This window comes from Roseomonas marmotae, assembly GCF_017654485.1.
Classification (GTDB): Bacteria; Pseudomonadota; Alphaproteobacteria; order Acetobacterales; family Acetobacteraceae; genus Pseudoroseomonas; species Pseudoroseomonas marmotae.
In genome coordinates this window covers 1,569,887-1,586,958 of the sequence record NZ_CP061091.1, presented here as the reverse complement: position 1 = coordinate 1,586,958, position 17,072 = coordinate 1,569,887, and the positions used below count along the sequence as shown (strand labels likewise).

Genomic DNA, 17,072 nt, shown 5'->3' with positions numbered 1-17,072 from the left:
ATGAACCACAAGTTGGGCCGGAGGGCCGCGTTGGGAAAGGCCACGCTCGGTATCGGACTGTTTCTCGCCGGCGGTATCCGCATGGCCAAGGCCCAGGCGCCTGCCCCGCTGAAGCTGATGATCCTGGGCGATTCGATCACCGCCGGCTATGGCCTGCCGGAGGCCGAGGCCTGGCCGGTGAAGCTGGAGGCCGCGCTGAAGGCCGCCGGCGAGGCGGTGCGCGTGATCAATGCCGGCGTCTCCGGCGATACCACGGCGGGCGGCAAGTCCCGGCTGGACTGGGCGCTGGCCGACCGGCCGGACGCGGTGATCGTGGCGCTGGGCGGCAATGACGGGCTGCGCGGCCTGCCGCCCAGGGATTCGCAAGCCAATCTGGAGGATATCCTGGCCCGGCTGAAGGCGAGGCGCCTGCCCGTGCTGCTGGCCGGCATGCTGGCGCCGCCCAACCTGGGCGCCGATTACGGGCGCGAGTTCAGCACCACCTTCCAGAACCTGGCCAGGGCGCATCCCGAAGTGATCTTCTATCCCTTCCTGCTGGAGGGGGTGGCGGGGGAGCCGGCACTGAACCAGCCGGACCGCATCCATCCCAATCCGCAGGGCGTGGAGGAGATGATCCGCCGCATGATGCCTCCGGTGCAGGACTTGCTCGCCCGGGTCCGCAAGGCCAGGCAAGGAGAGGGCTGACCCATGGTGCGCCTGTTCGTGGCCCTGCCCATCGACGACGGCACGCGGGATGAGTTGGCCGGCCTGGCCGGCGGCATTCCCGGCGCCCGCTGGGTACCGCCCGAGAACTACCACCTGACCTTGCGCTTCATCGGCGAGGTGGAGAATGTGCTGGCCGATGAGCTGGACGAAGCCCTGGCCACCATCCGCGCCAAGCCCTTCGAGCTGAAGCTGCGCGGCGTGAATGTCTTCGAGAAGGCCGGACGCATCCATTCCCTCTACGCGGGGGTGGAGCGGTGCGAGCGCCTTTCCCACCTGCAATCGAAGGTGGAGACGGCATTGCAGCGTGCCGGGCTGCCGCCGGAGCGCAAGAAATTCGCCCCGCATGTCACGCTGGCACGGACCGAGAAGGCGGCGCCGGACAAGCTGATCGCCTTCGTGCAGGCGCATAACCTCTTCCGCGCCCCGCCCCAGCCGGTGAACCACTTCAGCCTCTATTCCTCCCGCCTCGGGAAGGAACAGGCGCATTACGTGGCGGAGGTGGATTACGCGCTGGAGGGAGCGAGCCTTGCCGCCAGGGCTGCGGAGCATTAGTCCGGTTCCCGCATGAACCCTCGCCCGACGCCATTGCCGCGGCTGCTGGTCACGCTGCTGCTGCTCTGGCAGGCCGTGGCGGCGCCGGCCTACGGGCTGGCCCAGTTGGCGCGCAGCGGGGGGATCCCGATCTGCACCGCCGGGGGGCTGACGACCGCCCATGGGCAGGAGGATGGCGGCCCCGCCTCGCAGCATGGCGATTGCTGCGCCATCTGCCACCTGCCGCCGCAGGGCCCGGCCCCGCATTCCGCCACGCCCGGCGCGCCGGGCTGGCAACTGGCGGAAGGCTCCGCCCCCCTGCCCCTTCGCGCCGCACCACCATACCGGATGGCCGGCGAAGCCTATGCCGCGCGGGCCCCACCGCGGGCGTGAGAGCCTTCCAATCTGCTGTCACGTCCCACGCAACCCGCATCAGCGGAGCCTTTCCCGTGCATCACCGCCGTTTCCTGCTCGCCGCCCTGGGCGCGGGCTGCCTCGCCCTGCCCATCCCTGCCCTGGCCCATAGCTACAAGGCGGGCGAGATCGAGATCGCCCATCCCTGGAGCCGCGCCGCCCCCGCCGGCATCACCGGCGCCGGCTACATGACCCTGACCAACAAGGGCGGCACCGCGGACCGGCTGGTCGGCGCCCGTGCCGTGATCGCCCGCACCGTCGAGATCCATACCCACAGCATGGAGGGCGGCGTGATGCGGATGCGCCCCGTGCCGGGCATCGACCTTCCCCCCGGCGCCAGCGTGACGCTGCAGCCAGGCGGGCTGCACATCATGCTGATCGGCCTGAAGCAGCCTCTGGTGAAGGACAGCCGCGTGCCGCTGACCCTGGTCTTCGAGAAGGCCGGAGAGGTGCCGGTGGAACTGGCGGTGGAAGCCGCCGGCTCGCGCGGCGGCGGCGGGCGGGAGCATGGACACAGCCACGGGCACGGCGGCTGAGGCCAGGCTTGAGCCAGGGGGCAAGGCGGGCCATCTGCGCGGCATGCCCCCCGAGACCCTGGAGGAAGCAGCCGCCGCCGCCCGCGCCTGCACGCGCTGCGGCCCGGCCCTGCCGCTTGGCCCCCGCCCTGTCTTCCGCGTCAGCCCCACCGCCCGCCTGCTGATTATCGGCCAGGCACCGGGCACCCGGGTGCATGCCACTGGCATCCCCTGGAACGACCCCTCCGGCGACCGGCTGCGGTCCTGGCTGGGGATGGAGCGGGAGGATTTCTACGATGCCGGCCGCATCGCCATCGTGCCCGCCGGGCTCTGCTATCCCGGCCGCATGCCGCGCGGGGGCGATGCGCCGCCCCGGCCGGAATGCGCGCCGCTCTGGCACCCCCGGCTGATCGGGCCGATGCGGCAGATCCGCCTCACCCTGCTGGTCGGCACCTACGCCATCCGCACGGTGCTGGGGCGTCAGGCCGCCGCCGCGCTCGGGCAGACGGTGCAGGATTTCGCCGGACCACTGGCGCGGGGCTGTTTCCCTCTGCCGCATCCCTCCTGGCGCACCCGCGCCTGGGCGGCGCAGCGGCCCTGGTTCGAGGATACGGTGCTGCCCGCCCTGCGGGATGCCGTCAGGGCGGCGCTGGCGGGCTGAAGGCGCGCCGCCGCGCCAGCCGGCTCATCCCTCGCCTTCCAGCCGGGCGATCTCCTCGTCGGAGAAGCCGAAGTGATGGCCGATCTCATGGATCAGCACATTGCGGACCAGACGGAAGAGATCCTCCCCCGTCTCGATCCATTCGACCAGGATGGGCTCGCGGTAGAGCAGGATCGTATCCGGCACGGCAGGCACGTCCAGGCTGGACCTCTGCGTCAGCGGCGTGCCGCGGTAGAGGCCGGTCAGCTCCCAGGGGTGCTCGAGTTCCAGGGCCGCGAGGGTTTCCTCATCGGGCACTTCCTCCACCAGGAGGGCCGTGCCTCGCACCGCCTCCCGCAGCACCTCCGGGATGGCGGCGAAGGCAATTTCCGCCATCTCCAGCAGGTCATCGGCCGAGGGTGGGTGGTTGAAGCGCATGGGTATTCCTAGCAGGGCCGGCGCGTTGCGCCAGCCCTGACATCAGGCGCCGGTGCCTCCGGTGCCGGGAACCCCCGGGGTTCCGCGCGCCACCGGAGGCGTGGCACCGGCCTGGCGCATGGCGCGCATCTCGTCGCGGATCTCCATCAGCAGCTTCTCCTCCGCCGTGGGGCCTGCCGCCTCCTTCGCTTCCTCCTGGCGCAGGCGCAGCCTGGTCAGGGCCCGCAGCAGCCAGAAGATCGCCAGGGCCACGATCAGGAACTTGATGACGGCATTGATGAAGGCGCCGATGGCCAGCACTGCCGCGCCGGATTCCCGCGTCGCCTCCAGCGAGGGCCCGCGCTCTCCGCTCAGCACGACGAATATGTTGGAGAAATCGACCCCACCGATCAGCAGGCCGATGACCGGGTTGATGAGATCCTCCACCAGCGAGTTGACGATGCCGGTGAAGGCCGCGCCGATGATGATGCCGACCGCCAGGTCGACAACACTGCCGCGCATGATGAAAGCCTTGAACTCCCGAAGCCACGCGGGTTCGTGCAGGGGGATACTGGGCGGTTTCATCGGCATCCTTTCAGGAGATGTCTCGGGCAACCGGGCTCGATGGGATCACGTGGATCAGCCGTCGCGCAAGGCTTGCGGCAAGCGCCGCCCGCGATACGGCCCGCTGCTCCAACTCGCCCGGCACCACCGAGGATGCAGGATGCGTTATCATTCCGTTGGGACCAGCGCGCCGCGCCACTGGCCGCTCGCTTTCGGCCATGTCCCGGGCGCGGTCCTCTCCGGCCAGCCCTGCTTCCCATGCCTTCCGCATGCAGTGGCGGAGGGCAGCATGGCCATGATCCTCAGGGCAGGCTCGCAACGTCACACCTCTCGCGGGCATGAGCGAGGCAGCTTCCTGAGACCATCATAACGGCCCAGGTGACGGCATATCCCCGCGCAATATCCATCCACCATCCCCTCGCCCGCCCGCCGCCTGAAGGCCTGACATCCTGGCGCGGACAGGGACGGCTCAGCCGGCGGTGGAGACGTAGTTCCGCAATTCGGTGGCCTCCAGCTCGGCTTCCGCGATGCGCGCCTTCACCAGGTCGCCGATCGAGACCATGCCGACCAGGCGCTTCTCCCCGTCCAGCACGGGCAGGTGGCGGACGCGGCGGTCGGTCATCATGGCCAGCGCCTCGACGATCAGGGTGCGGGGCGTGACGGTATGCAGCACCTTGGTCATGAGGTCGGTGGCCGACTGCTGCGCCACAGTCTCGGCGGAGGCGGCCATGCAGCGGACGATGTCGCGCTCGCTGACGATGCCCATGATCTCGCCCGCCTCGTCCCGCACCAGTACCGCGCCGATACGGTGCCGCGAGAGGGTGCGGGCGATATCGATGGCACTGTCCCGGGGCCCGACGGCGATCACCTCGCTGCCCTTGCTGTGCAGGATGTTCCCGATGACCATCATGCTCTCCCTTCAGCTTCCCAGCTCAAACCCGGTTATTTCGCCGGTCTTCTTAATGAGACGAATAGGTTGAAGGGTGCCACGCCTTTACGTCCAGCGGAATCGGGCGCGCGCGCGGCTTCGTGCACGGGAATGTAACCGCTGGAGGAGGCTGTAAAACCGGGAAAAGGGACATGGCCGCCTAGACCAGCAGCCGCCGGGCCTCGTCTGCGGCACGCCGGATGGACAGGACGAAGACCGCACGCTCCGCGCGCACCAGCCCGTCGAGGTCGGCACCGGCGAGGAAAGCCAGGATGCCGGCACCCTGCCCCCCCGGCAGGGCAGAAGTCAGGCCCATCAGCGCGCCACCGGCATCCACCACCGGCCCGCCGGAATAACCCATCAGCGCCGGCATCCGGGCAGTGAAGCCCCGGCCGAAGCCGGGCATGACGGCATCCGGCGCCTCCACCACGCCACGTGCCACCGGGCTGCCCAACGCCGGTGCCCCGGCGGCCCAGACTTCCTCCCCTTCAAGGGGCGCGTCGGTGGCCTGTGGCGGCGGCAGCAGGAAGCCGGCGGGCACGCGCATCACCGCCAGATCCATCCGCCGGCTGCGGCGCAGCAGCAGGGGCCGGACCTCCGCGCCATCCGGCCCGCGCCGCAGCACCACCGCATCATCTCCGGGCAGAACATGGGCACAGGTCATCACATGGCATTCGTCGAAGGCGACAGCGGCGCCACGGGCCGTGCCGCCGGCCTGCACGGCCGCGAAGCCCGTGGCGGCGACCTGCGCCACCGGGGTGCCTCCGGCCTCCGGCCCAGGCATGCGGGCGCAGGCGCCCAGGCCCATCGCCATGGCCGCCCCGCCCATCCCATGCAGGAAGAAGCCCCACCGCCCTCTCATCCGCGCCCCACGCCCCAACCCCAGGTCGATTCGGGCGCACAATATCTGAAGGATTCGTTGAGTGGCAGGCGCCAGCCCCACGGGATTCCTGGTTTTTTTCTCCGGACGGGGGCGCTCAAATCATCTCCAGCGACCGCTTATGGCGCGGCGGCGGAAAAGCGGAATCGAGTTCCAGCAGGTCCTCCGGCGTCAGCACCATCAGCCGGGCGCCCAGGTTCTCCCGCAGATGCGCCTCGTTCGAAGCCTTGGGAATGCTGATGACGCCGGGGTTCCGCAGCGTCCAGGCCAGCGCCACCTGCGCCGGGGTCGCCCCCTGTCGCTCCGCCACCCGGCGTATCACGGGATGGCGCAGCAGCGCGCCGCCCTGGCCCAGGGGGGAATAAGCCATCACCGGCATCAACTCGTTCTGGCAGAAGGGCAGCAGGTCGAATTCCACGCCGCGGGCCTCCAGGTTGTAGAGCACCTGGTTCGCCGCGCAGTTCTTCAGATGCGGACCCAGCTCCTCCAGGTCGGCGACATCGAGGTTGGAGACGCCCCAGTGGCGGATCTTGCCCTGCTCCTTCAGCCGCTCCATCGCCTCGGCCGTCTCGGCCAGGGGCACGGCACCGCGCCAGTGCAGCAGGTAGAGGTCGATCACATCCGTCCCCATCCGCCGCAGGCTGCGCTCGCAGGCCAGCGGCAACTGGGTGCGCGAGGCATTCTGCGGATAGGCCTTGCTGACCAGGAAGACCTCCTCCCGCCGGCCGGCGATGGCCTCGCCCACCACCTCCTCCGCCCCACCATCGCCATACATCTCGGCCGTGTCGATCAGGGTCAGCCCGAGGTCGAGGCCAAGCCGCAGCACGGCGGCCTCCGCGCCACGGTCGGCGCCGCGCTCGCCCAGGCGCCAGGTGCCCTGGCCCAGGGTGGGAATGGGGGTGCCGTCAGCCAGCGTGATGCTGTGCATGGTATCCTCCTCTGATGATACCTATCTTGGCTGGCATGCGCCGTCTCGCCACCGCCACCATCCGGCTTTTCCCACGTCCCCTCGCCTCGGCGCTGCTGTTGGCGGCTCCCCTGGGGCTGGCCCCTCCACCCGCCGCGGCCCAGGCGGTCGATACCTATGGCCCCTGGCTGCTGACCTGCGCCACCGACAGCATGACCGACCGCCAGCGCTGCCGCATGACGCATGAGACGCCTGTCGAGGCTGCCACCGCCGGCCAGTCCGCCATGGCACTGGAAGTGGTGATGCGTGACGGGATGCTGGTGCCGGCGGTGACGGCCCGTGACCTGGGGCTGGAGACGGCCGGGCGCGGGCTGCTGGCCTTCACCGGGACGGCGCAGGTGCGCTTCCCGCCGAACCCGATGATGGAAATGCCCTGCCGGCTGGAGGGCCGCTCCGTCATCTGCGCGCCACGGCGGGAGGACCTGCCCCGCGCGGCCCAGGAGCTGAGCCAGGCCTCGCGCGCGCTGGTGCGGCTGACCGGCCTCGGCGCCGGCGGCACGGATGCGGAGCCCAAGGCCCTGCGGCTGGACCGGACGGCGGAGGCCCTGGCCGCCTTCCGCGCCCGGGTGCCGCCGGGCGCCGCCACGCAGGAAAGCGAGCAGGGCTTCGACCTGCGGGATGTCTTCCTGCGCCTGCAGCAGTTCTTCTTCCCGCAGCAGTAGCCGCGGGCGTTCAGGCCGCTGGCCGGCTCGCGCTCAGCGCTTCATCCAGCGCCGCAGCCGCTCCGGCGCCTCGGCCACGGCCGCCTCCGGCCCGCAATAGGAGAAGCGCAGGAAGCGCCCGCCCCGCGCGGGGTCGAAGTCGATGCCGGGGGTGGCGGCGATGCCGGCCTCGGCCAGCATGCGGGCGGCGAAATCCAGGCTGTCATTGGTCAGGTGGCCAATGTCGGCCCAGAGGTAGAAGGCGCCATCGGCCTCGGCCAGCCGGTCGAAGCCCGCCTCCGGCAGGCCGCGCAGCAGCAGGGCGCGGTTGCGGGCATAGGCGGCCTTGTTGGCTTCCAGCTCCTCGGCGCAGCCGAAGGCGGCCTCGGCGGCGACCTGGGCGATATGCGGGGCGGAGATGAACATGTTCTGCGCCAGGCATTCCACCGGGCGCACCAGATCCTCCGGCAGCACCATCCAGCCGATGCGCCAGCCGGTCATCGAGAAATACTTGCTGAAGCTGTTCACCACGATGGCGCTATCACTGCATCCGGCGGCGGTGCTCTCCTCCATGCCGTAGGAGAGGCCGTGATAGATCTCGTCCGAGACGAGGCGCACGCCATTGGCCTCGCACCATTCCGCGATGGCGGCCAGCTCGTCGCGCGAGAGCATGGTGCCGGCGGGGTTGCAGGGCGAGGCGACGATCAGCCCGGCCGGGCGCGGGTCCAGCGCCTCCAGCATGGCGATGGTGGGCTGGAAGCGGGTGGAGGCGTCGCAGGGCAGCAGTTGCGGCACCATGCCCAGCGCCGTCAGGATATTGGCGTAAGGCGGGTAGAAGGGCGCGGCCATGGCCACGCGGTCGCCCGCGTCGAAGGCCGCCAGGAAGGCCAGCGGGAAGGCGCCGGAAGCCCCGACTGTGACGGCGATGCGGGAGGGCGGCACCGCCACCCCGTATTTCTCGCGGTAATGGCCGGCGATGTGCTCCCGCAGCGAACGCAGCCCGAAGGCTTCCGTATAGCCCAGTGGCGCGCCGCCCTGGAGGGCGCGGATGGCGGCCTCGGCAGCGCCACGCGGGGCGCCGGTGCCGGGCTGGCCGACCTCCATCCGCAGCACGCCGGGCGCGCCGGGCGGCAGCGCCGCCTGCCGCGCATTGGCGGCGGAGATCACGTCCATCACCAGGAAGGGCGGCGCCTCGGCCCCCCTGCCGACCTTCAGGGCCATCTTACTGCAGGCCGCCGATCGCCAGCCCGGCACCGCGCGGGTCGGTGGCCGCCACGCACTGGCGCGGGTCGCCGGGCAGGTAGCGGTCGCAGGCGATGGCATTGCCGCGCCCGGGCTCCGGCGCCTCGGCCAGGGCCTGGGCCGCCGGCACGCGGTTCACCAGCTGCCGCACCGCGGGCAGGGCGGTGGCCAGCGGCGCGCCCGTCTGGCCGGAGGAGGCGCCGGCATAGCGGAAGGCTGAGAGGCTGCGGTTATGCGCCATCACCGCCGAGAGCAGCGGCGGCTCCACCCGGCCCACGCCGGGGGCGGCGGCCAGGAAGAAGCCCATACCCGGCACGATGCGCCCGGTGCCGAAGAGGTTGTTCATGCTGAAGGCGCAGGAGACGGCATTCCCCTCCCGGTCCAGCACCACCAGGCTGGTGGAGGCCGGCAGCACGCCCCAGCCGCCCCCGCCGGCGGGCGGGTTGGCCAGCAGCGTCGCGGGGTCGCCGCCACCCCGGCGCCAGGTGCCGGCGGCGGCGAGGCCCTGCGCCTCGGCGCTGGCCGGGGCCTGGCCGGCGGCGATGCCGCGCGCCGCCACGGCGGCGGCCAGCCCGCCATCGGCCGGCGGCGGCAGGAAGGAGAGCGTGTCGCTGACCAGCGTGATCTCCAGCGGCGGCACCACCTGCGCCACGGCGGGGCGCAGCGCCTCCACCGTCAGCGGGCCACCGACGCGGGGGGAGAGTTCCTCCAGCCGCCGCGCCTGCGTGCCCTGGTAGAGGTCGCCCACGCCCGAGACGCGCAGCGCCGCCAGGGTGCTGCTGAGGTCGGGCTGGAGGAGGTTGTCGCCCTCGGCCAGGGGCTGGCCGCCGGGACCGGTGAAGACGGCGCGGGCGGCCGGGTCCGCCAGCAGCGGCCCGGACACGGCCGCCAGGTCGGTGGCCAGGGCGCGGGAGGTCAGGGCGCCGAAGCGCGCCAGCTGCTCGGCCGGGGCCACCAGCTCCTCGAAGGGCCGGCGCGGCTTGCGGGTATGCAGGGCGAAAAGGCCGCGCGCCATCATCGGCACGGCCGCCGGCCGGTCGCCGCCGGAGGTGCCGGGGTTGCCGGCCGGGAAGATCACGGCCTCCGTGGCATTGCGCGCGCGGTCGAAGACCAGGCAGGCGCCGCCGCCGCCCAGGCCCGCGCGGGAGGGCAGCGTGACCGAGAGGGCGAAGCCCGCCGCCACCGCCGCATCCACCGCCGTACCGCCGGCCGAGAGGACGTCCCGCCCGACCAGCGCCGCGCGCGGCTCGTCGGCCACGACGCCGCCCAGGAAGCCCGTGACATAGCCGGGCTGCCCCGCCGGGGTGCTGCCGCCGCCCACGACACCGGATACAGTGCTGCAACCCGCCAGGGTCGCCGCCATCCCCAGCACTGCCAGGGCACGCCTCTGCGCGCGGCGCGGCGCGGGATGGGCAAGAGCTTGGTCGCGGGTGCTGGTCATGCTGTCGAACTTCACTCCGGTAAGCCGTGGCTCTGGCGGATGGTGGTTCCGCCTTGCGTGCTCGCACCGGGCCATAGACTCCTTCGCCACCCCCGGCAACCGGCTCTTGGTAAGGCCCTGTCTTCACGCGGGCTGGATTTGCGCGCCGCCGCCGGAGCCAGCAGATTGCCGGACCCCCGGAGTCCGCCGCCATGCCGAAGCCCCGCCTCGCCACCGCCCTGATGGGCCTCAGCCTGATTGCCGCCACCCCTGCCCTGGCCAGCGAGGCCCTGACTCCCGCGCAGCGGCAGGAGGTGGTGGAGGTGCTGCGGCAGGCGCTGAAGCAGGACCCCTCCATCCTGCGCGACGCCCTGGCCGCCATGCAGGAGGCACAGCAGCAGGATCGCGCCGAGGCCCAGCGCGCGGCCATCGCCGCCCATGCCGGGGCGCTGCTGCGCAACCCCGAGGACCCCGTGAAGGGGAACCCGAAGGGCGACGTGACGCTGGTGGAATTCTTCGATGCCCGCTGCGGCTACTGCAAGATCCTGCATCCCACCCTGGAGCAGCTGGTGAAGTCGGACCCTGATCTGCGCGTGGTCATGAAGGACCTGCCGATCCTCGGCCCCGCCAGCGTGCTCGCCAGCCGCGCCCTGCTGGCGGCGCAGCGCCAGGGTAAATACCTGCCCTTGCAGGAGGCGCTGATGCGCCTGCGGAGCGAGCCCACCGAGGCCGCGCTGAAGACCGAGGCCGAGCGCGCCGGGCTGGACTGGGCGCGGCTGCGGCGGGACATGGACGACCCCGCCATCCAGCGCCGGCTTGAAGGCAATATGGCCCTGGCGCAGGCGCTCTCCATCGAGGGCACGCCGGCCCTGGTCATCGGCGACCGGCTGGTGCCGGGCGCCGTGGACCTGGCCACCCTGCAGGCACTGGTGGCCGAGGCCCGCCAGCAGGCGCGTGGAAGCGGTGGCTGAACCATTCCGCCCCGGATTGCCGCGCCCGCCACGCCGTATAGACTGACCCGCCGGGGCCGCCCGGAATCCAGAGGAGGAGCGGAGGTGAGATGCCAGCCATGGCCTTGGCACGCTGCGCGCCGCAGCCCCGTGCAGGCGGCTGCGGGTGACTGAGGCAGCGATGACGGGGGCCGGCTACCTGCCGCATTTTCCGGTGCGTGTGCCGATCCCGGACCTGCGCCCCTGGCTTGAGGGCAACCGCATGCCGGGAGTCTGGAGCTTCAGCTCCCCCCTGCCCGGCCCGCATGTGGCGCTGGTCTCGCTGATGCACGGCAATGAGATCGCCGGCGCGCTGCTGCTGGCCCGCTGGCTGCGGGAGGGGCTGCGCCCGCTGCGCGGCACGCTGACCATGATCTTCGCCAATCTGGCCGCCTTCTCCCGCTTCGACCCCGCCAATCCCACGCTCAGCCGCTTCGTGGATGAGGATCTGAACCGCGTCTGGGACGACCGCCTGCTGAAGGGCTGCCGCCACAGCACCGAGCTGGCCCGCGCCCGCGCCCTGCTGCCGCTGATGCAGGAGGCGGATGTGCTGCTGGATCTGCACAGCATGCTCTGGCCCTCCGACCCGCTGATGATCGCGGGGGATACGCCGCAGTCCCGGGACATGGCGCTGCGGCTGGGCACGCCGGAACTGGTGGTGGTGGACCAGGGCCACCGTACCGGGCAGCGGCTGATCGACCACCCGATCTTCACCGCGCCCGGCAGCCGCCGCGCCTGCCTGCTGGTCGAGGGCGGCCCGCACTGGGAGCCGGCGACGCTGGAGACGCTGGAGCAATGCGCCACCGCCCTGCTGCGGGAGAACGGGCTGCTGCCCCAGGCCCCTCGCCCGTCCCGGCCCGGCCGGCTTGCGGAAGTGACCCGTACCGTCATCGCCGGCACCCATGGCTTCGCCTTCGTGCAGGATTTCCGCGGTGGCACCGTCATCCCGGCACGCAACACCCTGCTGGCCCTGGACGGGGAGCAGGAGATCCGCACCCCACATGACGACTGCCTGCTGGTGATGCCCACGCCGCGCGCCATGCGCGGGCACACGGCGGTGCGGCTGGCCCGCTTCGCCTGAATGATTTCGGTCCAGGCATTCTTCCCTCGCATGCCTGACATGTGGTTTGCTGAATCCTGAGTGTCACAGCGCCGAGGAGCCGCTCCATGCCGAATACATTCTTCCGGCTGAAAACCGCCTTGCTGATGGGGGCCGCGGGCCTGGCCATGGCCACTGGTCCGGCCCTGGCCCAGAATGTCACCATCGCCATCGGCGGCTCTGTCACCTCGCTGGACCCGCATTTCTACAACGCCTCGCCCAACCACAGCGCCGCCGCCCATTTCTTCGAGCGGCTGACGGAGTTCGACAGCACCGCCAAGCTGCAACCGGCGCTGGCGGAATCCTGGAAGGCGATCGCCCCCGATGTCTGGGAATTCAAGCTGCGCCCGGGCGTGAAGTGGCATGACGGCCGCGACTTCACCGCCGAGGACGTGGCCTACACCATCAAGCGCGCGCCCGATGTGCCGAACAGCCCGGGCGGCTTCGGCGCCTTCGTGCGCGGCGTGAAAAGCGTGGAGATCGTCGATCCACTGACCATCCGCTTCCACACGCCCGGCCCCTATCCGCTGCTGCCGGTGGATTTCGCCTCGCTCTTCGTCATCTCCCGCCATGCGGGGGAGAATGCTTCCACCGAGGATTACAACAGCGGCAAGGCCGTCATCGGCACCGGCCCCTACCGCTTCTCATCCTACACGCCGGGCAACCGCGTGCAGATGACGCGCAACGACACCTACTGGGGCGGCAAGCCGGACTGGGCGACGGTGGATTTCCGCATCATCTCCAACCCCGGCGCGCGGACGGCGGCGATGATGTCGGGCGATGTGGACATCATCGACACCGTTCCGACCTCCGACATTCCCAAGTTGCAGCAGGACCCGAAGCTGCAGGTGACCTCGATCCAGGGGCTTCGCCTCATCTACCTGGCACCGGACCGCTCGCGCGACGAGAATCCCGTCTTCGTCACCGACAACGATGGCAAGCCGCTGGCGAGGAATCCTTTCAACGACCTGCGGGTGCGGCGCGCGCTCTCCATCGCCATCAACCGCGAGGCGCTGGCCGAGCGTGTGATGGAGAATACCGCCAAGCCGGCCGGCCAGTGGCTGCCGTCGGGCACCTACTCCTACAACCCGGATGTGCAGGTGCCGTCGCAGGATATCGACGGCGCGAAGAAGCTGCTGGCCGAGGCCGGCTTCCCGCAGGGCTTCAAGCTGACCCTGCACACGCCGAACGACCGCTACCCCAATGACGCCAAGACCGCCCAGGCCGTCGCGCAGATGTGGACGCGCGCCGGCGTGCAGACCACCGTCGAGGCCCTGCCCTGGACCACCTACTCCGTCCGTTCCAACCGGCAGGAATTCGGCGTCAGGCTGATGGGCTGGGGCAGCCTGACCGGCGAGGCCTCCTATGCCCTGGTGAACATCATGGGCACCTACAGCCAGGAGACGCGCTTCGGCGCCAACAATTCCGGCCGGTATTCCAGCCCGGAGCTGGATGCGCTGACGATCAAGGCGACATCCACGCTGGATGACGAGGGGCGTGAGAAGTTGCTGCAGCAGGCGGTGAAGCTGGCCATCGACGACGTGGCCATCATCCCGCTGCACCAGCTGGTGAATACCTGGGCGGTCAAGAAGGGCCTGCAGCACAGCCCGCGCATGGACGAGCGCACCCGTGCCATGGACGTGAAGCCCCCCAAGGGCTGAACCTGCCTGCCTGCCGGGCGGGCACCTTGCCCGCCCGGCAACGGCTTTGTGGACTACCTCCTTGCGTGGCGTTCATCTTTCTTGCAGAGCTTTCCCTCACATATTCTCGAGGGGAGCGATGATGCCCATTTCCAACCTGAAGACCGCCTTGCTGGCGGGGGCCGCCGGTATCGTCCTGGCCACCGTGCAGCCGGTGCAGGCACAGGACCTGACCATCGCCATCGGTGGTTCCGTCACCTCGCTGGACCCGCATTTCTACAATGCCTCGCCCAATAACGGCCTGGGCACGCATTTTTTCGACCGCCTGACCGAGCTGGACGCCAATGCGCAGATCCGGCCCATGCTGGCCGAATCCTGGAAGGTGATCGAGCCGACCCTCTGGGAATTCAAGCTGCGCCCGGGTGTGAAGTGGCATGACGGCCGTGACTTCACCGCCGAGGACGTGGCCTTCACCATCCAGCGCGCCCCCAATGTGCCGAACAGCCCGGGCGGCTTCGGCGCCTTTGTGCGCGGCGTGCAGAAGGTCGAGATCGTCGATCCGCTGACGATCCGCTTCCACACCGCGACGCCCTACCCGATGCTGCCGACCGATTTCGCGCAGGTGCTGGTGATCTCGCGCCATGCCGGCGAGGGCGCGACGACCGAGGATTACAACAGCGGCAAGGCCGTCATCGGCACCGGCCCCTATAAATTCAGCGCCTATACGCCGGGCAGCCGCACCCGCATGGTCCGCAACGACGCCTATTGGGGTGGCAAGCCCGACTGGGCCAATGTCGATTACCGCGTCATCTCCTCCGCCCCCGGCCGCACGGCGGCGATCCTGTCGGGCGATGTGGATGTGATCGACACCGTCCCCTCCTCCGACATTCCGAAGCTGGAGAAGGACGGCAAGGTCCAGCTCTCCTCCATCCAGGGCCTGCGGCTGATCTACGCTTCCTTCGACCGCAGCCGCACCGACAACCCCGTCTTCGTCACCGACAATGACGGCAAGCCCCTGGCCACCAATCCCTTCAACGACCTTCGGGTGCGGCGCGCGCTCTCCATCGCCATCAACCGCGAGGCCCTGGCCGAGCGCGTGATGGAGAATACCGCCAAGCCGGCCGGCCAGTGGCTGCCGCCCGGTGCCTATTCCTACAATCCGGAGGTGAAGCCTCTGGCGCAGGATATCGACGGCGCGAAGAAGCTGCTGGCCGAGGCCGGCTTCCCGCAGGGCTTCAAGATGACCCTGCACACGCCGAACGACCGCTATCCCAACGACGCCAAGACCGCCCAGGCCGTGGCGCAGATGTGGACGCGCGCCGGCGTGCAGACCACCGTCGAGGCCCTGCCCTGGTCCGCCTATTCCATGCGCGCCAACCGCCAGGAATTCGGCATGCGGATCACCGGCTGGAGCAGCTCCAGCGGCGAGGCTTCCTCCGCCCTGGTGAACATCATCGGCACCTATGATCCGGAGAAGCGCTTCGGCGCCAGCAACGGCTCCCGCTATTCCAACCCGGAACTGGACGCGCTGACCCTGAAGGCCGGCTCGACCATGGATGACGCGGAGCGCGAGAAGCTGCTGCAGCAGGCCGTGAAAATGGCGATCGACGACCTCGCCCTGGTCCCGCTGCATCAGCTGGTGAATACCTGGGCGGTCAAGAAGGGCCTTCAGCACAGCCCGCGCATGGATGAGCGCACCCGCGCCATGGACGTGAAGCCCGCCAAGGGCTGAAACTGACGGCTGGGCGGGGCGCGTGACCTGCCCAGCCGCCATGCCGGCATTCGCGCCTTGCATGGCCGCCATGGTTCCTGCACAGCTTCCGCTCATGCTTCATGAGAGGATTCGCCTGATGCCGACCCTGATGCCAAGGCTGAAGATCACCCTGTCAGTGGGGGTCGCCGCTCTGGGCCTCATGGTCGCGCAGCCGGCAATGGCGCAGAAGCTCACCATCGCCATCGGCGGTTCCGTCACCTCGCTGGACCCGCATTTCTACAATGCCTCGCCCAATAGCAGCGTCACCTCGCATTTCTTCGAGGGGCTGGCCCAGCTCGACAGCAACGCGCAGATCCGGCCATTGCTGGCGGAATCCTGGAAAGCGATCGAGCCCACAGTGTGGGAATACAAGCTGCGCCCGGGCGTGAAGTGGCATGACGGCCGCGACTTCACCGCCGAGGATGTCGCCTTCACCATCGAGCGGACGCCCAATGTGCCGAACAGCCCCGGTGGCTTCGGCGCTTATGTGCGCGGCGTGCAGAGGATCGAGATCGTCGACCCGCTGACCATCCGCTTCCACACCGCGACGCCCTACCCGATGCTGCCGACCGACCTCGCGCAGTTGCTGGTGATCTCGCGCCATATCGGCCAGGGCGCGGCCACCGAGGATTACAACAGCGGCAAGGCCGCCATCGGCACCGGCCCCTATAGGTTCGGCGCCTATACGCCGGGCAGCCGGACGAGCATGGTGCGGAACGACGGCTACTGGGGCGGCAAGCCCGACTGGGCCGAGGTCGATTTCCGCGTCATCTCCTCCGCCCCTGCCCGCGCCGCCGCGCTGATCTCGGGCGATGTGGATGTGATCGACACGGTCCCCTCCTCCGACATCCCGCGGCTGGCGAAGGAGAGCAAGATCGAGCTGACTTCCATCCAGGGCCTGCGCGTGATCTATCTCTCCTTCGACCGTCGCGGGGATGAGGCGCTCTTCGCCACCGACAATGACGGCAAGCCGCTGGCGAGGAACCCGTTCAACGACCTGCGCGTGCGCCGCGCATTGTCCATGGCCATCAACCGCGAGGCGCTGGCCGAGCGCGTGATGGAGAATACCGCCAAGCCGGCCGGCCAGTGGCTGCCGCCGGGCACCTATTCCTACAACCCGGAGGTGAAGCCTCTGGTGCAGAATACCGAGGGGGCGAAGAAGCTGCTGGCCGAGGCCGGCTTCCCGCAGGGCTTCAGGCTGACCCTGCACACGCCGAACGACCGCTACCCCAACGACGCCAAGACCGCCCAGGCCGTCGCGCAGATGTGGACGCGCGCCGGCGTGCAGACCACCGTCGAGGCCCTGCCCTGGACCACCTATTCGACACGCGCAAGCCGAGGCGAGTTCGGCGCCCGCCTGACCGGCTGGAGCAGTTCCAGCGGCGAGGCCTCCTCAGTGCTGGTGAATGTCATCGGCACCTACAGCCACGAGATGCGCTTCGGCGCCAATAATTCCGGCCGCTATTCCAACCCGGCGATGGACGCGCTGACCCTCAAGGCCGGCTCCACGCTCGATGACAAGGAGCGGGAAGAGGTGCTGCGGCAGGCCATCAAGCTCGCGATCGACGATGTCGCCATGGTCCCGCTGCACCAGCTGGTGAATACCTGGGCGGTCAGGAAGGGCCTGCAGCACAGCCCGCGCATGGATGAGCGCACCCGCGCCATGGACCTGAAGCCCGCCAAGGGCTGAACCTGCCTGCCGGGCGGGCCCTATGGCCCACCCGGCG

The 17,072-nt window shown here is 70.1% G+C and carries 18 protein-coding genes; 11 read left to right on the top strand and 7 right to left on the bottom strand.

Annotated elements, in window-relative coordinates; genetic code table 11:
* The first annotated feature begins 30 nt into the window (after nt 1-30).
* Genes IAI58_RS07495 through IAI58_RS07475 form a run of 5 tightly spaced genes read left to right on the top strand, consistent with a single transcriptional unit; the run spans nt 31 to nt 2,826 of the window.
* Nucleotides 31-684: an arylesterase gene (locus tag IAI58_RS07495; protein ID WP_336512372.1), complete on the top strand. Its 654-nt coding sequence runs from the start codon at nt 31-33 to the stop codon at nt 682-684.
* Nucleotides 685-687: 3 nt separating this feature from the next.
* Nucleotides 688-1,257 carry an RNA 2',3'-cyclic phosphodiesterase gene (thpR, locus tag IAI58_RS07490; RefSeq protein ID WP_207449202.1) on the top strand — a complete coding sequence of 190 codons (570 nt, stop codon included), beginning with the start codon at nt 688-690 and terminating at the stop codon, nt 1,255-1,257.
* 12 nt (nt 1,258-1,269) lie between these two features.
* Complete coding sequence (locus IAI58_RS07485) at nt 1,270-1,629, top strand: hypothetical protein (RefSeq protein WP_207449200.1); 360 nt, start codon at nt 1,270-1,272, stop codon at nt 1,627-1,629.
* A 56-nt stretch (nt 1,630-1,685) separates the two neighbouring features.
* Nucleotides 1,686-2,186: a copper chaperone PCu(A)C gene (locus IAI58_RS07480; RefSeq protein WP_237182929.1), complete on the top strand. Its 501-nt coding sequence runs from the start codon at nt 1,686-1,688 to the stop codon at nt 2,184-2,186.
* A gap of 43 nt (nt 2,187-2,229) precedes the next feature.
* The gene (locus tag IAI58_RS07475; protein ID WP_207449278.1) at nt 2,230-2,826 is read left to right on the top strand and encodes a uracil-DNA glycosylase family protein; all 597 of its coding nucleotides are present in this window, start codon (nt 2,230-2,232) and stop codon (nt 2,824-2,826) included.
* Nucleotides 2,827-2,850: 24 nt separating this feature from the next.
* Here IAI58_RS07475 and IAI58_RS07470 read toward each other — a convergent pair whose 3' ends face one another.
* From IAI58_RS07470 to IAI58_RS07450, 5 genes are all read right to left on the bottom strand, one after another.
* Nucleotides 2,851-3,243: a metallopeptidase family protein gene (locus tag IAI58_RS07470; RefSeq protein ID WP_207449198.1), complete on the bottom strand. Its 393-nt coding sequence runs from the start codon at nt 3,241-3,243 to the stop codon at nt 2,851-2,853.
* A gap of 42 nt (nt 3,244-3,285) precedes the next feature.
* Entirely contained in the window at nt 3,286-3,807 is a 522-nt protein-coding gene (gene mscL, locus IAI58_RS07465) for a large conductance mechanosensitive channel protein MscL (RefSeq protein WP_207449196.1), read from the bottom strand.
* Between the two features lie 448 nt (nt 3,808-4,255).
* On the bottom strand, nt 4,256-4,696 hold the full coding sequence (locus tag IAI58_RS07460; RefSeq protein WP_237182560.1) for a CBS domain-containing protein: 441 nt from the start codon (nt 4,694-4,696) through the stop codon (nt 4,256-4,258).
* 178 nt (nt 4,697-4,874) lie between these two features.
* Nucleotides 4,875-5,528, bottom strand: a complete 654-nt coding sequence (locus tag IAI58_RS07455) for a S1 family peptidase (RefSeq protein ID WP_208776048.1) — start codon at nt 5,526-5,528, stop codon at nt 4,875-4,877.
* Nucleotides 5,529-5,691: 163 nt separating this feature from the next.
* Entirely contained in the window at nt 5,692-6,522 is an 831-nt protein-coding gene (locus IAI58_RS07450) for an aldo/keto reductase (protein WP_207449190.1), read from the bottom strand.
* Nucleotides 6,523-6,557: 35 nt separating this feature from the next.
* On the opposite strand from IAI58_RS07450, the gene IAI58_RS07445 reads away from it, so the two are divergent.
* Nucleotides 6,558-7,223: a hypothetical protein gene (locus IAI58_RS07445; RefSeq protein WP_237182562.1), complete on the top strand. Its 666-nt coding sequence runs from the start codon at nt 6,558-6,560 to the stop codon at nt 7,221-7,223.
* 33 nt (nt 7,224-7,256) lie between these two features.
* Here the strand turns inward: IAI58_RS07445 and IAI58_RS07440 are convergent, their stop codons facing one another.
* Complete coding sequence (locus tag IAI58_RS07440) at nt 7,257-8,423, bottom strand: pyridoxal phosphate-dependent aminotransferase (RefSeq protein WP_207449188.1); 1,167 nt, start codon at nt 8,421-8,423, stop codon at nt 7,257-7,259.
* A 1-nt stretch (nt 8,424) separates the two neighbouring features.
* Nucleotides 8,425-9,885, bottom strand: a complete 1,461-nt coding sequence (locus IAI58_RS07435) for a gamma-glutamyltransferase (RefSeq protein WP_207449186.1) — start codon at nt 9,883-9,885, stop codon at nt 8,425-8,427.
* Nucleotides 9,886-10,076: 191 nt separating this feature from the next.
* Between IAI58_RS07435 and IAI58_RS07430 the strand changes: the two genes are divergently transcribed.
* From IAI58_RS07430 to IAI58_RS07410, 5 genes are all read left to right on the top strand, one after another.
* Nucleotides 10,077-10,835, top strand: a complete 759-nt coding sequence (locus IAI58_RS07430) for a DsbA family protein (RefSeq protein WP_207449184.1) — start codon at nt 10,077-10,079, stop codon at nt 10,833-10,835.
* A gap of 145 nt (nt 10,836-10,980) precedes the next feature.
* Nucleotides 10,981-11,934, top strand: a complete 954-nt coding sequence (locus IAI58_RS07425; RefSeq protein WP_336512371.1) for a M14 family metallopeptidase — start codon at nt 10,981-10,983, stop codon at nt 11,932-11,934.
* A gap of 86 nt (nt 11,935-12,020) precedes the next feature.
* Nucleotides 12,021-13,613 carry an ABC transporter substrate-binding protein gene (locus IAI58_RS07420; RefSeq protein WP_207449182.1) on the top strand — a complete coding sequence of 531 codons (1,593 nt, stop codon included), beginning with the start codon at nt 12,021-12,023 and terminating at the stop codon, nt 13,611-13,613.
* 118 nt (nt 13,614-13,731) lie between these two features.
* Entirely contained in the window at nt 13,732-15,324 is a 1,593-nt protein-coding gene (locus IAI58_RS07415) for an ABC transporter substrate-binding protein (protein ID WP_237182928.1), read from the top strand.
* A 118-nt stretch (nt 15,325-15,442) separates the two neighbouring features.
* Nucleotides 15,443-17,035, top strand: coding sequence for an ABC transporter substrate-binding protein (locus IAI58_RS07410; protein ID WP_237182559.1), 1,593 nt, complete (start codon nt 15,443-15,445; stop codon nt 17,033-17,035).
* Nucleotides 17,036-17,072 lie beyond the last annotated feature (37 nt).

What these genes read in the sequence shown, in the direction of transcription:
- thpR (WP_207449202.1), top strand. Translation starts at nt 688, where the DNA reads ATGGTGCGCCTGTTCGTGGCCCTGCCCATCGACGACGGCACGCGGGAT.
- IAI58_RS07485 (WP_207449200.1), top strand. Translation starts at nt 1,270, where the DNA reads ATGAACCCTCGCCCGACGCCATTGCCGCGGCTGCTGGTCACGCTGCTG.
- IAI58_RS07475 (WP_207449278.1), top strand. Translation starts at nt 2,230, where the DNA reads ATGCCCCCCGAGACCCTGGAGGAAGCAGCCGCCGCCGCCCGCGCCTGC.
- IAI58_RS07470 (WP_207449198.1), bottom strand. Translation starts at nt 3,243, where the DNA reads ATGCGCTTCAACCACCCACCCTCGGCCGATGACCTGCTGGAGATGGCG.
- mscL (WP_207449196.1), bottom strand. Translation starts at nt 3,807, where the DNA reads ATGAAACCGCCCAGTATCCCCCTGCACGAACCCGCGTGGCTTCGGGAG.
- IAI58_RS07460 (WP_237182560.1), bottom strand. Translation starts at nt 4,696, where the DNA reads ATGATGGTCATCGGGAACATCCTGCACAGCAAGGGCAGCGAGGTGATC.
- IAI58_RS07455 (WP_208776048.1), bottom strand. Translation starts at nt 5,528, where the DNA reads ATGGCGATGGGCCTGGGCGCCTGCGCCCGCATGCCTGGGCCGGAGGCC.
- IAI58_RS07450 (WP_207449190.1), bottom strand. Translation starts at nt 6,522, where the DNA reads ATGCACAGCATCACGCTGGCTGACGGCACCCCCATTCCCACCCTGGGC.
- IAI58_RS07445 (WP_237182562.1), top strand. Translation starts at nt 6,558, where the DNA reads ATGCGCCGTCTCGCCACCGCCACCATCCGGCTTTTCCCACGTCCCCTC.
- IAI58_RS07440 (WP_207449188.1), bottom strand. Translation starts at nt 8,423, where the DNA reads ATGGCCCTGAAGGTCGGCAGGGGGGCCGAGGCGCCGCCCTTCCTGGTG.
- IAI58_RS07435 (WP_207449186.1), bottom strand. Translation starts at nt 9,885, where the DNA reads ATGACCAGCACCCGCGACCAAGCTCTTGCCCATCCCGCGCCGCGCCGC.
- IAI58_RS07430 (WP_207449184.1), top strand. Translation starts at nt 10,077, where the DNA reads ATGCCGAAGCCCCGCCTCGCCACCGCCCTGATGGGCCTCAGCCTGATT.
- IAI58_RS07420 (WP_207449182.1), top strand. Translation starts at nt 12,021, where the DNA reads ATGCCGAATACATTCTTCCGGCTGAAAACCGCCTTGCTGATGGGGGCC.
- IAI58_RS07415 (WP_237182928.1), top strand. Translation starts at nt 13,732, where the DNA reads ATGATGCCCATTTCCAACCTGAAGACCGCCTTGCTGGCGGGGGCCGCC.
- IAI58_RS07410 (WP_237182559.1), top strand. Translation starts at nt 15,443, where the DNA reads ATGCCGACCCTGATGCCAAGGCTGAAGATCACCCTGTCAGTGGGGGTC.